We start from the raw sequence: 15,787 nt of genomic DNA on the forward strand, positions 1-15,787 counted from the left end.
ACGAGCGATCTTTGATCCGATGCAACGGTCGTGATGTACTTTCACTATAAGAACGCGTCAGGAATGCGTCAATTTACATGACATCGAATTGGCCTTGGGAATGAAAGAATTCGGGATTGATTGTGCATCGTGCACGTTCATGAGGGCTTGCCAGATGGCGCGGGCATGTTCAAGCTGCTCAGGGGTATCGAGATCGAGGCTCTCCGGTCCGGTCATTTCCACGAACGCGCCGCGCAGCGCGCCGGATCGGATCAAGGCGCCCGCGCCGGCATCGCCTTCGAGATGCAGCAGATCGCCGAACCGCCTGCGCGGCCAAAGCACCGGCGGCAAGATCGTGCCGCCGGATCGTCCCGCCACGAAATCGCGTTCGGGTTTAAGCGTCCAGACCGCACGCCATTCAGCCAGCTTACCCGCTGTCAGGAACGGCATGTCGGCCAGCGCGATCATGACCGCGTCGGGCGGCTCGCCGCCGTCCATGGCCGCCATGACGCCGCACCGGATCGAGCGGGACATGCCGAGCGCGGCGTCGGCGCAGACGAACGGCCGGACGGAAAGTCCGGCCGGCAGCACGTCAAGCCAGGCGAGATCGTCATCCGGCCGCACGACAACGATGACCGGCGAGAAGCCCGCGCGGGCGAGCGCCAGTACGACCGCCGCGCCGAGGGGCGTCCCGGCAGCCAACTCAACCGCAGGTTTCGCACGCCCCAGCCGCGATCCGCTGCCCGCCGCCAGGCAGATGGCCGGCATTCGCATCGTCCGCCGCCTCCTTCCCAAGCATTGCGCGCTGCACCGAGCGGACAGCCGTCAGTTCGGCCGCGATGCTGACGGCAATTTCGGCCGGCCCGACGGCGCCGATCGGCAGGCCGACCGGCGCGCGGACTCGCCCGTCCGCCGGCAGGCCGTCCAGCAGCGCCGCGGCGCGCTTCCTCGAGCCGAGAACGCCGACATATACCGGCTTCCGGGGCAGCACGGCCTCCAGCATGCCCCGGTCATGCCGCAGATGATGGCTGCAGAGCAGCACGTAGTCGCCGGCGCCGATGCCGAGCGCGTCCGCGAGCCCGACGCCGCCCGGACCGGCGGCGAACGATTCGGCCAGCGGGAATCGTTCGGGGCGGAGCAGCGGCTCCCGCCAGTCCGCCACCGTCACCCGGAAGCCGATCCGGGCCGCCGCGTCGCAGATCGGCGGCGCGTCGGCGCCCGCGCCGAACAGGATCAGGCGGGGGCGCGGCAGGAACACGCTGGCGGGCAGTTCGTCCGGCTCCGCGGCAGCATCGCCTGCGCCCGCCGCGAGCGGGACGACCGCATGCCGGATCGTCCCGCCCGCCATGCGGCGCACGAGGCGGACGGCTTCACCCGCGCGGACGCGCGACCACGCGGCGCGCAGCGAGCGGCGCAGTCCGCCTTCGACCGGCTCAAGCAGAACGGTGATCACGCCGCCGCAGCCGAGCTCGCTGCCCCAGATCGGATCTTCGTCCGGATGCAGATTGTACGTGATCAGCTCGTGCGTCCTCCGTCCGGCCAGCCGCTCCGCCCGCTGCTGCAGGTCGTCTTCGAGGCAGCCCGGGCTGATGCACCCCGTCCGCCGGCCGTCCGCATGCAGCAGCATGGCCGCGCCCGCCTTGCGGTACGCGTGGCCGGCGGCGGAAGCGACCGTCGCCAGCGCGCCGCTGAACGACGGTTCGGAAGCCGCGCGGAGCAGCGCCCAATCGTCCATCTCCATCGCTCCTTCCGCAGAAACTTCAAATCCGGCCCATCAGCCGCGTGAGGCTCCGGTCCGCTTCCCGCAGCACCCTCGCCTTGTCGATCGTCCGCACTTCCTTGCCTTCCATCACGACCTCGCCGTCGATCAGCACCGTGTCGACGTCGCCGCGGGTAGCGGCGTAGACGATGCGCGAATACGGATCGGCGCCCGCAGACGGGTAGACGTGGAAATCTTCGAGATCGAGGATCTGCAGATCGGCCCGCTTGCCCGGCTCGATGCTGCCGATCATATCCGCCATGCCGAGCACTTCCGCCCCGCCCATCGTCGCCATGCGCAGCACCTGGCGCGCGCGCATGACCGTCGGGCCGAGCCGCACTTTCTGGATGAAGGAGGCGAGCCGCATCTCCTGGAACATGTCGAGATTGTTGTTGCACGGCGCGCCGTCGGCGCCGAATCCGACGGGCACGCCCGCTTCGAGCAGCGAAGGCACGTCCGCGATGCCCGACGCAAGCTTCAGGTTCGAGCCCGGGCAGTGCGTCACCTTCACGCCCCGTTCCCGGATGATCCGTTTCTCTTCTTCGTCGAGCCAGATGGCATGCGCGAGAATCAGGTTCGGCCGCGCCAGACCGATCGCGTCGAGGTAGACGACGTTGCGCATGCCGCGCTCGGCTTCGACGACCGCGATCTCTTCCCGGTTCTCCGCCGCATGCGTGTGTACCGGAACGCGGTATTGATCCGCCAGGTCGCGCACGGCGGTCAGCAGATCCTCCGAGCAGGAGACGACGAATCTCGGGGAGAATGCGTAGCGGATGCGTCCGCCGGCAGCCCCGTTCCATTTCTCCAGCAGCCGGACGCTCTCGGCAAGCGAATCCTCCGTCTTCTCCAGCAGCGCCGGCGGCACCTGCTCCCCGTGATCCATCATCGCTTTCCCGGACACGGCGCGGATGCCGCTTTCGCGGATCGCTTCGAACGCCGAATCGGCGTGGTGCACCGTCTCCATGTCAAGGATGGTTGTCGTGCCGCTGCGGATCAGTTCTCCGGCGCCGAGCAGCGCGGAGTAATAGACCGAATCCGCGTCGTGCGCCGCCTCAAGCGGCCAGATCCGCTTCCTGAGCCAATCCATCAGCTCCAGATCGTCGGCGCAGCCTCTGAACAGCGTCTGGCACAGATGAACGTGCGTCTGCACGAAGCCGGGCAGCAGCACCCTGCCCCCGGCTTCAATGACCCGCCCGCCGTCCGCGTCCAGTTTTCCGCCGACGGCCGTTATGGTGTTGCCTTCAATCTTCACATCGCCCCGCACGATGTCATCCGCGGCATTCATCGTCACGATGAGCGCGTCGCGGATTACGGTCGTCGCCATGATGCATTCCTCCCTCTACCGCTCCATTGCCGTCCGCGCATCGCCGGAGCCGAGCCGGCGCCGGAACAGGAACGCCAGCTTGAGCCGCAGCAGATCGTCGGTTTTCTTGAAATCGATATCCAGCATCTCGCTCAATTTCTCGATGCGGTATGCGGCCGTGTTGCGATGAATATAGAGCCGCCTTGCCGTCTCCCCAAGCTGTCCGTCGCATTCCAGGTATGTCTCGAGCGTCCGCAGCATCTCGGCGGTATAGTCGGCATCTTTGCTTTGCAGCCCGCCGAGCAGCCGTCTGCAGAACGCGCGCATCCGGTTCGCGTCCACCTGCTCGAACAGGATCGCGAGATCGATCGTCTCGTAGTTCACGACGGAAGCGGCGATCGCCCAGGCATCCGACGTCCGCTGCGCTTCGAGGCATTCGGCGAATGCGGCGCGAAGATCGCCCGCATGCTGCTTGCGCGTGCTGCAGCAGGCGCGCGGCTTGCCCTGGCCGGACGGCCATGCGGCCAGGCAATCGGCGAGCGCCGTCTCGAGCGGCCCGTCCGGGTCTTCCGGATCGTCCCGGTACACCGACAGCAGCCCTTCCTCCAGCACGACGTGAACGCCGCCGAACGGTTCCAGACCGGCGTAATGCTGCATCTCCCGTTTCAGCTGCTGCAGCCGTTCGGCGCGCATGGACGCGATCGACGGCCCCGGAATGTCGGTCAGTACGCAGCGGTACGGGCGGCCGAGCAGATCGATCTCCCAGCGGTCGAGGCACTCCTCCAGCTTCTCGAGCGTAAGACCGTGCTTCAGATGGCGCTTGATAAGCAGCCCGATGTCACGGCGGACCGTCCATTCAACATAATCTTCGATTTTGAAATCTTTATGGAAACCGATGAGTTCAGCGGCCTGCAGATACAGATTTTCTTCAACCGGCGAGAGCACGGGGCTCTTGTAATAGAAGAGCACGAAGCCCGTGCACTGCGCCTGCTTCATGAGCGGCACCCGGAACGCCTGGCCTGCGGCCGTCCGGACCCGCTGGGCCAGCGGTTTCCACGGCCACAGTTCGACAAGCCCCGAATCCGCATGCCCCGTCCCGTTGAACACCACCTGTCCGCGCGAGCCGATGACCGCGATCGGGCAGCCGATCACCTCCATGACGGACTCGAACAGCTGACGGATATGGCCGGACTGCAGCGCGAACCGCATCAGCCGGACCTGTTTGTCCAGAACGGTCTGCAGTTCGACGGTACTTCGCCTCAGCTCTTCGCGGAACAAGGCGTTCATCTGGTCGGAGAAGGTGAACGGATAGGGCAGTTCGATGAGCGGAAAACCGAGGTCGTCAGCGGCCGCGATCATTTCTTCCGGGATGGCGCTCCAGAAACGGCCGAGCTTGACGCCCAGGCCGGATGAGCCGCGCCGGTCGAGCTTGCGCACCAGTTCGGCGGCTTCACCCGGACGGTCCTTGAACAGATACGCGGTCGTGAAGACCATCTCGCCTTCCTTGATCCAGTCCGTAATGTCCGGAGCGTCCATGACGTTGACCGCCTTGACAATGCGGTTTTTTCCGGCATCTCCCGCAACCAGACGCGCCTCGGTCAACGGATAGACGGACAGGGCCTGCTCGACGGTCATGTGCATGGATGTCACCTCGCAATGCAGCGGAATGTGTATGTCATTATATATAACATAATATTGCACAAAAAGCGTTTATTGCAATATTTATGTTATATTTATTTACATAAACATTTTGCCTTTCAATTCCGCTGCCCGTTACGTTCGGCATCCAACGCGATTGGACGATCATCGTCGGCGACAATGCCCCGGCACCTCCGCATCAGCCGGCCAGTCCGTTCCTTGTCCTCCCCTCCGCCTCCCGGCAGAAATGCAGCCCCGGTTTTTTTCCGGCCGAACGCCGCCGTATCCGGCAAGACGAAGCGCGTGCCCGACGGTTACCGCAACCGAATCAACCACCGGCACTTTCAACCGCCGCTCCGCTTCCGCCGCCGCGCGCGCCCCGCGCATGTTCGTGCAGACGACGGCGACACCGTCGGCGCCTGGCATGGCGGCGGCTTCCCCGATCATCCGGACGATCTCATCTTCCGAGAGATCCGCGAACGAACGGTTGACCGTCAACCCGCGTCCGACCGCTCCCGCGGAGCGGATGCCGAAGCCTTCGTAGACGGCGGCAATCCGCTCGTTCACATCCGCCGTATACGGCGTGACGATGGCCAGACGCCTGATCCCGCACGCGCGCACGGCATCCAGAATGGCCATCGTCGAAGTTGTCGCGGGAATTCCCGTGCCGCGCTCGATCGCTTCGCACAGCCGCCGGTCATGATCGATGCCGAGCCAGCTTCCCGCGGTGCCGTTCCAGACAATCAGCCTCACGCCGGCGTCCGCCAGCAGCGAGGCCGCTTCGAGCATCGGTCCCGCCGCGAACTGCGCGTCCGACGCCGGGGACAGCGCGATTTCCGTCACGCGCACCCGCGCGTAATGGACGCTGACGCCGGGAACGCCATGCAGCAGCCGGTTCGTGACAGGTCCCGCAACGGTATTGGACGACGGGATAAGCATGCCGATCCTCACGGTTTCCACGCCGCTCCCTCCCTTACGGATCATACAGCACGAAATCGGCCATGACGCCGCAGCCCGGCACCCACAGGCCGCCGCCGATTTCGACGGCCGTCACCGCCGGCTTGTGCGAATCGGCGAACGTCTCGCGCCACGCCTCCATCGCGCCGGCGTACAGGTTCAGGTCCGTGAAATAGAGCGTCGCCTTGACGATCTGACGGACGTCCGCGCCGGCCGCCGCGCAGATCCGCCGCGCCTTCTCGAGGATGTAGGCCATCTGCTTCTTCCCGTCCAAACCGAAGTACGGCAGACCGGGAGTGAGCGACGCTTCCTTCGCCAGCCCGACGGCGGGGTCGGTCGCCATCAGCCCGCTGAAATAGATCAGGTCGTCCGCCCGCACCGCCGCCGGCTCCCGGCTCTTCGGCGTCCAGCCGCCCGTCACGGTCGACTTCAGATGCGCCGCCTCCGGCATGAGCAGATCCATCGCGATCTCGACGCGGCACCCCCGCGCACCGATCTCGACGCGCGGCACGATCAGCCGGGCCGGCGCCTTCCCGGGATCGGGAAACCAGCGCTGCCAGACGTCCTCCACCGCGGCGAAATCGTTCGGATCCGCAAGGAACACCCACGCCTTCACCGCATGGTCCAGGCTCGTGCCCGCCGCTTCCGCGACGTTCGCCAGCCGCTTGAGAATATAATCCGTCTGGCGCGCGGCCGGCTCATCGCCCCAGAACAGGCGGTTCGTGCGGGCTTCCGGCGCCAGCGCGTGCAATTCGCCTTCATAGCCGGGCTGGCCCCAGTTCCCGGCCCAGTCGGTCGCGATGTCGCCGGACAGGAACAACCAGTGCCCGACCCGCACGCCTTCCGCATGGCCGGCTGCCGGCTTCGGCAATCCGGGTGCCGAGACCGGTTCGGGCCGTTCGCCGGACGCCGCAAGCCGCGCGGTGAAATCGGCCTCCACCAGCGCGCTTTCCACGAGCAGCCGGCGCACGCCGATGCCGGTCGACGGCGGGCTGAGTCTCTGGAAGTACCGGTTCTTCGTCTCCACGTACCGCCGGTTGTTCACCGTCAAATCGCCGGTCCGGTAGTCCGGCGACGCCATACCCGCAAGATACCATTGATTGACCCGCACGATCTGTTCGGGCGAGGCGCCGGCCGCCTCCGTGATCGCCGCCACGCGCCGGTACAGGTATGCGGCCTGCTTGCCCATCGCGCTCTCATAGTAGGGAAAATGGCCCGGAACGGCCGCCTCCTCCGCCAGCCCGCTCACCAGATCCGACGCCGACTGCCCGGAATAGAACAGCCAATCGCCGGCCCGGACGGCCGGGCTGTACGGGATGCCGGGTCGCGGCATCCCGTCGGGCCAGATTTCCGTGATGGCTCCTTTCGCAATCGCGCTTCTGTCCATGCCGTCACCGCCCTTCCAGAAATTCGCGGATCAGCCGGATCGTCGTCTCCGGCTCCCGCTTGTGCAGTTCATGCCCCGCCTCCGGCAAATACCGGATGTCGACCGACGGATTGAGCGCCTCCAGCTCGCGCGCTTCGGCCGGACCGATGAACGGCGCGCCGCCGCAGGCGACCAGACGGGCGGGAACGCGGAGCAGCCGGTACCAGACGTGGAACGGCTCTTCGTTCATCGCGAGGTACGACTGCTCGATCGCCTCCGGCGCGCATGCCTTAAGCTCCCGCGCCTTCGCTTCCGGATCGATCCCGATGGCGGCGTAATGCGCGCGGAACGCTTCCAGATCGCCGGCGTCTAGCATTGCCTTTGGAACCGTGAAGCGGGCAAGCGGCAGCGGAAACGGCGGACGCCCCGGACCCGACAGCGGCGGATCGATCATCATGACCCGGCCGGTCAGCTCCGGGTAAGCGGCCGCGAACGCCGCCGCGATGCGGGCCCCCATCGAATGCCCGATCAGCGCCGGCTTGCCGCCGCCGGGCAGCGCGTTCCACAGCGCGAGCAGATCGGCGATGTAATCCCGCATCGCGTAGCCGGAAGCCGGCTTGCCCGAGCGGCCGCGGCCGCGCAGGTCGAGGGCGATGTACCGCCGGTGCTGCGGCAGCGCCGCCATGATCGGCCCGAACGCGCTGCCGTTCTCCGAAATGCCGTGCAGGAAGATGACCGGCTCGCCGCCCGGATCGCCGCATGCGGCGGCGTACAGCTGAACGCCGCCTGCCTCGATCCCGATCTCGTCAAACGCGATGCGCTTCATCATCGGGCATCTCCAACTTCACCCGGATGCCGAGCTCGTCCAGATACCTGAAATAGCGTTTCGCCAGCCACCGGTTGAACTGCGGCAGCGTCCGTTCCAGTTCCGCATACCGGCCGCGGCTCGACAGCTTCGCGAAATAGCCGCGCATCAGCGAGGCATTCGCCTCCAGATCTTGCGCATTGATGAGCTGGACGCTGTCATTCGCCAGCTTGTAGCGTTCTTCGAAATCCGGCAAGGCGATCGTCTCCGGCGGGTACAGCAAGCCGGACCGAAATTCGATATGGTGCGGGCCGCGCGGCAGGATGATGTTGTACCACACCTGATCCGGCATCAGGCCGAGCGTGAGCATCGGCGGCACCGATGCGATCATCATCCGCTGCCGCTGCTCCTCCGTCAGCCCGGGCATCGGCGGGAAAATCGCCTTCATGTCCGGCGAGAAGCCGGCGTCCATATGGGTGAATCCGGTCGGATGCATGATCTGTCCGTCATCGTCTTCGAATTCAATGAAGGTGGCCAGGCGGCTCGGCGCGAAATCGTGCGGCCCTTTGTGCAGGTAGTTCGTGTGGTACGGTTCGAGGGAAGATTCGATCATGATTTTCCAGTTCCAGGGAAGATCGGTCAGGTCGACCGTCGGCATGGAGACGAGTTCGGTCATCCGGTAGTTGCGCATTTCATCGTCCAATTTCTGAAGCGTCGGGGCAAGCGGAGGGGCGTCGGGATCAAAGTGGCAGAAAATGAACCCGTTCCAGATTTCGACCTTCAATCGGGGCAGGCTGTGGTCATGGCGCAAAATCTCGAACGGCTCGATGCGGATCATCTCAGGGGCGGACAAGAGCTCTCCGTCCAGCCCGTACGTCCACCAGTGGAGCGGGCAGCGGAACGAGCTGCAGTTGCCCTTGCCCTCCGCCACCAGATGGCCGCGATGCTGGCAGACGGCGGACAGGACATGGATATTGCCGTCATGGCCCCGCGCCACGATGAGCGGATCGTCGAGCAGCGTCAGCGTGAAATAGTCGCCGGGATTCGGCACCATTTCCTGCCGGCCGATGCACAGCCAGTTCCGGTAATAGATCGCTTCCTTCTCGAATTCGAAGAACGCCTGCGACGTATAGCATGCGGGCGGAAGCGAACGCGCCTCCTTCGATTCGATGAGCGACGGTCCGAGTTCGGCCAGAATCTCGAGCACCTCTTCGGTCGGTTTGTAACCCATGCCTCACAACCTCCTTGATCTTGATGATCGGTCGGCCGTCAAGCCGGGACGAACGGCTCGCGCAGCCTGAACAGCCGCTCTGCCGCCGTCTGGCCGGAAGCGATGATCTCCGACACGTCGGCGCGGACCAGCCGATGGTCCCGTACAACCTGCCGTCCGTCGATGAACACATGCTTCACGTCGGCACCGGTTGCGGCGTAGACGACGTTGCTCGCGGCGTTGTTGTATTTTCCGCCCATGACGGGCGTCAAATGGGGCTTCCGAAAATCGATGACGATCAGGTCTGCTTTCTTGCCGACCTCCAGCGAACCGATCTCGCGGTCCAGTCCGAGCGCCTTCGCGCCGCCTATCGTGGCCATCCGGATCACCGTTTCCGCCGGCATGACGCGGGCGTCAAGCAGCCGCGCCTTCTGCAGCAGCGGAACGAACTTCATCTCCTCGAGCATGTCGAGGTTGTTGTTCTCCTTCACCCCGTCGGTGCCGATGCCGACCGTCACGCCCATCTCGAGCAGTTCCTTGACCGGCGCGATGCCGGACGCCAGCTTCAGATTGCTGACGGGACAATGGGCGACGGCGGTGCCCGTCCGGGCCAGCAGCTCGCGCTCTTCCCGGCGGAGCCAGACGCAGTGGGCCAGCACGGTCCGCGGTCCGAGGATGCCGCGGTCGTGGAACAGTTCCACAGGCCATCTCCCCGTCCGGAGTTTCAGGCTGATCGCCATGTCCCGCGATTCCTCACCGTGGGTATGGATGCCGGTGTCGTACTTCGCTGCAAGTTCGGCCGCTTTCCGGTACGCTTCCTCCGTGTTGTAGGTCAGATGCTCGAGGGCGAACCAGACGTGAATCCGTCCTTCCGATGTGCCGTTCCGCTCCTCGACGAGCCGCCGGTTCGTCTCGAGCGTCTCGAACCAATCCATGCCCGGTTTGTCGACGACGTACGGCGCCAGCACGGCGCGAAGTCCGAGCTCGTCCGCCGCAACCGCGCATTTGTGCATGAAGCGGTACATGTCGAGCACGCAGGTGGTGCCGGACAACAGCGCTTCGGCGTAGCAGAGCCGAGCCGCCGCGTGCGCAAGATCCTCGGTCAAAGCCCGATGTTTCGGATCGACATGCTTCGCCAGCCATTCGAACACCGGCAGATCTTCAGCCGTGCCGCGGATCAGTCCCGAATGCATGTGCAGGTTGACCAGGCCGGGCATGATGACGGAACCGGACGCGTCCAGCCGCTCCGCCGCCGGATAGCGCGCCCCGAGTACATCCGCCGGTCCGATGTCGACGATCCGCGTGCCTTCAATGAGCAGCGCGCCGCTTTCGATCGTTTCGTCCTGCCCGTTCACCGTCAGAACCGTGCCGCCGGTGATGAGCAGCGGCTTAACGTCCATATCGCCATCTCCCTTCCGGAAAAATGATCTCCGTGCGCGACACGGCATCTACTCCGCGAACGCCATGCGCTTCCACCCGGAAACGCACGGCCTGCCCGACGTGTAGTGCATCTCGCCTGCCGTGACGTCCCAGACCATCGCGCTGAGCGTCATATGCGGAAGCGGCGCATTCGACCTCCCGTGCAGGATGCCGTGGGCGCAGATGCTGCCGCTGCCCGTGCCGTCCCGTTCATGGGTCGCGGTCAGCCGTTTCAGCGCGTCCACGGCCGTCCGGCTGTCCAACGGCCTGCCGGCGAGCAGACGCAGCGCCGCCGACGCTGTCTCGTACCGCCGCCCGCGGTCTGCGCGCAGCCGGGCGGACATACGCCGCTGCTTTCCCGGGAACAGTCCGAACGCCTGGTTGCTCCGCACCGCCCATCCGGCCGACGACGCGTCCTGCCAGGCGGTCCGTCCCCGGCAATGCTCAAATACAAGGATCGTGCCGTTCTTGTCGGCGATGATGTGGCTTCCCCCGATGGACGGCCCGCCTTCCGCGATGCCCCGTTCCAGCACTTCCAGCGCGCCCCGGGCGTCCGTACAGACCGCGAGCGCTTCAGCCTGGAGCCGGCCGCGCAGATCGCCCTGCCAATAGTCGGCAGTCTCGCGGAGAGCGGACGGTTCCGAAGGATCGGCATAATCGAAGTACGAACTGATGAGCAGCAGCCCCTGATCGTTGAGTCCGGCATTGATGCCCTGCTGCGGCGCCAGTCCGTACGCCAGGATGGCGTGTCGCGACGGTCCGGCGGCCTTCCCGTGCCAGAACAAGACCGGCGGTGAATCCGACGTTTTGAATCCGAACACGGCGGGCGTGCCGTCCTCCTTCATGCATCGCATGGCGCCGATCGTGCAGATGGAAATCACCTCCTCCGGCGTTATGGACGCGGTCGCGACGGCCGATTCCGCTTCTTCCGGTCAAGCGTCCCCCCGGAGGAAGAGCGCGCCGACCGCCAGCGCGAACAGAATCCCCCATACCGCATTCAGCTGGTAATAATGCACCATCACGAAATAAACCACGGCGATAAGCAGCGTCAGGAACGGCAGCGCGCCGCCCGCAGGCCTGAAGACATACTGGGCGAAATCGTAGGCCAGCATGGCCATCATGACGAAGATCGCCGGCTGCACGCCGCGGATCATGCCGCGGACGACCGGATGCCCGGACAATTTCATCATGATGCCGGCCAGTGCGGCCATCAGGATCGCCGTCGGCAGCACGACCGCCGCGAGCGCGACGGCAGCTCCGGCCCAGCCCGCGACCTTGAATCCGATGTAGGCGGCCAATTTCGTCGCGATCGGTCCGGGGAGCGCGTTTCCGAACGCGAGCGCCCGCCCGAATTCGTCCGTCGTCATCCACCCGTACCGGTCGACAACCTGCGACTCGTACAGCGGAATGATGGAGGGGCCGCCGCCGTACCCGAGCATCGTCGCCGTGCCGAATGCGACAAACAGCCGCCACAAATCCGAAAGCATCGCCGCCACCTCCCTTCCGGCTTGCCAATCGACCGCGCCCTTCGCCCGCGGATCGGCAGCGCCGCTGCCATGCCGCAGCGGGACATCAGATTCCACATTCACGATCCTCCCGTTCCGGTTGGCTTCCCCATTGTAAGGCGAAGCGAAAAACCGCTTCAATGAACGGGCCGGGATTTTGTAAGATCACCCAATCGGGAATGAATTGCTTGGTTGCCGTGCATGAGGCGTCGGACGAAAGTCATGGTGCGGACGAATGATGCCGGAAGCCGACGAGGAAAGCGGGTTTGCCATCGGGCAAGCAATTTGTACTTTTCGTCATACTTTCCTTGTGATAACATGGGATACAGCGGACCTGGCATTCACAACCAATAGTCCGCAAGACCCTTCAATTGACAACCGCAGACCAGACATTAGACAGGGGGACGCAATGCCGCCGGACCGGATCGGTTTTCCCGCGTGGCCGGGAGCCCGATCAGACGGACAGGCTCAGCTTCCGAACATCAGCGTCTTCCGGTTCCGGAAGCGCTTTTTCATATGGGGTTCAAATCATGCAACAGAAGGCAGCAGCCATGAACGTCAATTACATCAACCCGTTTCTCGCATCATCCATTCACGTCATTGAAGCCATGATGCTAGTGAAGCCGTCCGTCGGCCAGGTCGCGCTGCAATCCGTGGACAGCCGCAGCGATTCCCTGCTGCTCAAGATCGGCATACTCGGTCAATTTCAGGGCGACGTCGTCTTCAGTTTCCCGCACCAGGTGGCTCTGCGCATCGTCTCGGTCATGATGGGCGGATACCCGGTTTCCGAACTCGATGACATGTGCTGCAGCGCCATCGCCGAACTCGGAAACATGATCAGCGGCAACGCCACCACCATGCTCTCCAACGAAGGCATCGCCGTCGACATCACCCCGCCCGACATCGTGGCGGATCACAGCCGCTACGTGGAGAAGAAGGCGATTGCGATTCCGCTCGATCTGTCGGATATCGGCAAATTCAACATTTACATGTTTGCAGAGAGCGCATGACATACCGGAACGGCAACACCCCCGCCGCGCCTTGAACGGGCGCAGCGGGGGTGTTGCTGCCTTGCCGGCTGCTTCAATCCAGCACGGCGGTCATATGTTTCTTCGTCACCGACCAGTGCGACGTGTTCCATACCGCTTTGCCGTCTTTCACCAGAATCATCTGCGGCGAAGCATGGACAACGCCCAGGTCTTCGGCAATCTTGTTCGATACCGGGCGGGACTCGATCACCTTGACGAGATAGTAGTCTGTATCCGGATTCGGTTTGTCCGCCAGATAAGCCTCAAATTCCTCGAGTGCGCTGGCCGATACGGGACAACGGGTGCTGTGCTTGAGCACGATGATCTGCCGGTTTGCGGAATCCGATCTCACCTTGTCCCACGCTTCCAGTGTCGAAATCTCCTGCCATGCCGTCATATGCATCCTCCTCCCAACCGGCATGCCGGTTCAAGCGTCAAGATCCATAATACGGCGAAATGAGCAGATAGACAACAATGCCCGTAAAGCTGACGTACAGCCAGATCGGCATCGTCCATTTCCCGATGCGGCGATGCTGCTTGATGCGTCCTCCCAGCCCGAGCGTGACTGAGATCAGCGCCAGCGGCACATTGACGATCGCCAGGATGATGTGCGTGGCCAGGACGAACAGATAAATATAGCGCATCACTTCGCTGCCGCCGTATGCAGTCGGCTCCGTCAGGTAGTGATAGACCACGTAAGTGACGAGAAACAGCGCCGTGGTAACGAATGCGGCCCAGATGAAGGTGCGGTGCATCTTGATATTTTTCCGCTTCACGGCAACCAGCGCGATGACCAGGAAGCTGAAGGTGAAGCAGTTGTAGACCGCGTTCAGGAGCGGCAGCACCGTCACGTCAAAACCGACTTCGCCCTCGTACCCCGGCAGGAAAAACAGCAGCGTGATGATGCCGACGAGAACAAAGGTGAAAATGAAAATGAGCGGAATCCAGTTGCGTTCACGTACCGAAGGCACAGACGGCCCCTCCTTCACGAATTGGCGGCTTGTCCATCCTCTATTGTAAACGATCCTCCGGCTTCCGCGCCGCCCGGTTTGTCACGATTTTCCGAACGTTGGCTTCCCGTGAAGACGAGTGTGATGTCCAGCAGCTCGGAGCGGCTGGCGAGCCGGATGGCCGGTCCCCATGTGCCGAAGCCGGACGAGACAAGGGCGTGCATGCCGCCGATCCGCTTGTAGCCCCAATCGAGTTCGAAAAGCCGCCTGGTCACCAGATGGTTGGGCGCGAACTGGCCGCGGTGGGTATGGCCGGACAGCAGAAGATCCGCTCCCGCCTGCGCCGCCTCGCCGAGAGCCAGCGGCTGGTGATCCATCAGGAGAATCGGCAGCTTCGGATCGAGCGGTTCCAGCAGCCGGCTCACCGGCAGCCGTCCGTCCGGCCCGGCGCCTTCCGCCGTCTTGTCCTTCCGGCCCGCGATTTGGAAGCAGCCGTCAATCGTCACCGCCTCGTCGCGCAGCACGCGAATGCCGGCATCCGCGGCGCGCCGCACATAGGCTTCGATCTGGCCGCCGTAATATTCATGGTTGCCGAGGACGGCATAGATGCCGTATGGCGCTTTCAACCGGCCGAGCGTCTCGTCCATCCGGTTGCGGATGAACGGTTCGATGTCATCGTCAATGACATCGCCGGCCAGCAGAATCAGATCCGGCTTCCTTGCTTCCGCCGCCCCGATCAGCCGGCGCAGGTGCCGGTTGCCCACGATATTGCCGAGGTGCAGGTCCGAAGCGGCCAGAATGCGCAGCGAGCCGAGGCCCCCCGCATCCTTCGGCACTTCAAGGCGATATTCACGCACCACGGGCGACCAGGCGTTGATGCTGCCGGTGATGAACAGCACAAGCAGCACCATCGCAACGGCCGCGCCCGGCACGCCGATATGTATCGATGCGCCGTACCCGGCTTCCCTGAGCAGCCAGCCCGCGATGTCGGCCGGAGGCAGCAGCAGGCAGCCGTATTCGAACAGGGCAAAATAGTAGGCGCCGGCCACTTTGAGCAGACGCAGGACGGGGCCGGCGCCGCGCCCGATCCGGCCGATCGGGAAGCCGAAGGCGACGAGCAGGAACGGAATCCAGAAGACCGCTCCCGGAATCGGTCCGGCCAGCCATTCCAGGAACATCCGCAAGTTCCATCCGATATAGACATTCAGGCCGATGTAGAGAATGAGGATTAACGGCAGCGCGAACAGCATCCGTTTCATGACGAAATGACGACCCCTTGTTCCGGAAACAGGTTCAAATACCATCGTATCATATCCGGAGCGCTGCCCTCAAATGCGCCGCCGCTTCATTCGTCAGAAAAAGACGTGCCTCACCTGCAGAATACCGTCCTCGATGTCCCAGATGCCGAATGAATGATGGGGCTGCCTCCGCCGCGCGGTCGGCGAGCCCGGATTGAACATCAGGACGCCTCCGTCCCGCCGGTTGAGCGGTACATGGGAATGGCCGAACAGGATGACATCCACCTTCTCGTTCTTGAACGCCTGCCGCGCCCTCGACTCGGTCGTTCCGCCCGTGCCGTGACCGTGCACGATTCCGATGCGGATGCCGCCCAGATTCAGCCGTTTCCGCCAGCCGAACCGCTCCGCCAGTTCCCGGACATCGTTGTTGCCGGCTACGCCGTCGACCGGGGCGTATGCTTCGAACGCCCGGACCGCGTCCGGCACGCACCAATCGCCGGCGTGCAGAATATAGTCCGCCGTTGTCAGCGCTTCCCGCAGCGGAGCCGGTATCGATTTCGCGCTGCGCGGCATATGCGTGTCCGATACGACGATAATCCGCATGGCCGCCCTCCTTCCGGTTGATTGATC

The 15,787-nt window shown here is 64.2% G+C and carries 16 protein-coding genes; 1 reads left to right on the top strand and 15 read right to left on the bottom strand.

Annotation, left to right across the window (positions count from 1 at the left end; translation table 11 throughout):
* Positions 1-57: 57 nt before the first annotated feature.
* From KJQ12_RS07955 to KJQ12_RS08005, 11 genes are all read right to left on the bottom strand, one after another.
* Positions 58-753 (bottom strand): nucleotidyltransferase family protein, encoded by a 696-nt coding sequence (locus KJQ12_RS07955; RefSeq protein WP_213484186.1) that lies wholly within the window; start codon positions 751-753, stop codon positions 58-60.
* Positions 683-1,714: an XdhC family protein gene (locus KJQ12_RS07960; RefSeq protein ID WP_213484187.1), complete on the bottom strand. Its 1,032-nt coding sequence runs from the start codon at positions 1,712-1,714 to the stop codon at positions 683-685. The genes KJQ12_RS07955 and KJQ12_RS07960 overlap by 71 nt, the downstream gene beginning before the upstream one ends.
* A gap of 25 nt (positions 1,715-1,739) precedes the next feature.
* Complete coding sequence (locus tag KJQ12_RS07965; RefSeq protein WP_213484188.1) at positions 1,740-3,062, bottom strand: 5'-deoxyadenosine deaminase; 1,323 nt, start codon at positions 3,060-3,062, stop codon at positions 1,740-1,742.
* A gap of 15 nt (positions 3,063-3,077) precedes the next feature.
* The gene (locus KJQ12_RS07970) at positions 3,078-4,682 is read right to left on the bottom strand and encodes a PucR family transcriptional regulator (RefSeq protein WP_213484189.1); all 1,605 of its coding nucleotides are present in this window, start codon (positions 4,680-4,682) and stop codon (positions 3,078-3,080) included.
* A 162-nt stretch (positions 4,683-4,844) separates the two neighbouring features.
* The gene (locus KJQ12_RS07975; protein ID WP_213484190.1) at positions 4,845-5,639 is read right to left on the bottom strand and encodes a maleate cis-trans isomerase family protein; all 795 of its coding nucleotides are present in this window, start codon (positions 5,637-5,639) and stop codon (positions 4,845-4,847) included.
* Positions 5,640-5,652: 13 nt separating this feature from the next.
* Positions 5,653-7,023 (bottom strand): RidA family protein, encoded by a 1,371-nt coding sequence (locus KJQ12_RS07980; RefSeq protein WP_213484191.1) that lies wholly within the window; start codon positions 7,021-7,023, stop codon positions 5,653-5,655.
* A 4-nt stretch (positions 7,024-7,027) separates the two neighbouring features.
* Complete coding sequence (locus tag KJQ12_RS07985; protein ID WP_213484192.1) at positions 7,028-7,831, bottom strand: alpha/beta fold hydrolase; 804 nt, start codon at positions 7,829-7,831, stop codon at positions 7,028-7,030.
* Entirely contained in the window at positions 7,809-9,038 is a 1,230-nt protein-coding gene (locus KJQ12_RS07990) for an aromatic ring-hydroxylating oxygenase subunit alpha (protein ID WP_213484193.1), read from the bottom strand. The genes KJQ12_RS07985 and KJQ12_RS07990 overlap by 23 nt, the downstream gene beginning before the upstream one ends.
* A 38-nt stretch (positions 9,039-9,076) precedes the next feature.
* Positions 9,077-10,417 carry an amidohydrolase gene (locus tag KJQ12_RS07995; protein WP_213484195.1) on the bottom strand — a complete coding sequence of 447 codons (1,341 nt, stop codon included), beginning with the start codon at positions 10,415-10,417 and terminating at the stop codon, positions 9,077-9,079.
* A 48-nt stretch (positions 10,418-10,465) separates the two neighbouring features.
* Positions 10,466-11,317 (bottom strand): hypothetical protein, encoded by an 852-nt coding sequence (locus KJQ12_RS08000; RefSeq protein ID WP_213484196.1) that lies wholly within the window; start codon positions 11,315-11,317, stop codon positions 10,466-10,468.
* A 51-nt stretch (positions 11,318-11,368) separates the two neighbouring features.
* Complete coding sequence (locus KJQ12_RS08005) at positions 11,369-12,019, bottom strand: chromate transporter (protein ID WP_244860509.1); 651 nt, start codon at positions 12,017-12,019, stop codon at positions 11,369-11,371.
* Positions 12,020-12,492: 473 nt separating this feature from the next.
* On the opposite strand from KJQ12_RS08005, the gene KJQ12_RS08010 reads away from it, so the two are divergent.
* The gene (locus KJQ12_RS08010; protein ID WP_213484198.1) at positions 12,493-12,951 is read left to right on the top strand and encodes a chemotaxis protein CheX; all 459 of its coding nucleotides are present in this window, start codon (positions 12,493-12,495) and stop codon (positions 12,949-12,951) included.
* Positions 12,952-13,024: 73 nt separating this feature from the next.
* On the opposite strand, the gene ytxJ is transcribed toward KJQ12_RS08010, so the two are convergent.
* The 4 genes from ytxJ to KJQ12_RS08030 form a co-directional block, all read right to left on the bottom strand.
* Positions 13,025-13,366: a bacillithiol system redox-active protein YtxJ gene (gene ytxJ, locus KJQ12_RS08015; protein ID WP_015254493.1), complete on the bottom strand. Its 342-nt coding sequence runs from the start codon at positions 13,364-13,366 to the stop codon at positions 13,025-13,027.
* Between the two features lie 37 nt (positions 13,367-13,403).
* Complete coding sequence (locus tag KJQ12_RS08020; RefSeq protein ID WP_015254492.1) at positions 13,404-13,940, bottom strand: DUF420 domain-containing protein; 537 nt, start codon at positions 13,938-13,940, stop codon at positions 13,404-13,406.
* 14 nt (positions 13,941-13,954) lie between these two features.
* Positions 13,955-15,178, bottom strand: coding sequence for a metallophosphoesterase (locus KJQ12_RS08025; RefSeq protein WP_213484199.1), 1,224 nt, complete (start codon positions 15,176-15,178; stop codon positions 13,955-13,957).
* Between the two features lie 93 nt (positions 15,179-15,271).
* On the bottom strand, positions 15,272-15,760 hold the full coding sequence (locus KJQ12_RS08030; protein ID WP_015254490.1) for a metallophosphoesterase family protein: 489 nt from the start codon (positions 15,758-15,760) through the stop codon (positions 15,272-15,274).
* Positions 15,761-15,787: the final 27 nt, after the last annotated feature.

Source organism: Thermobacillus xylanilyticus, assembly GCF_907165215.1.
Classification (GTDB): Bacteria; Bacillota; Bacilli; order Paenibacillales; family Paenibacillaceae; genus Thermobacillus; species Thermobacillus xylanilyticus.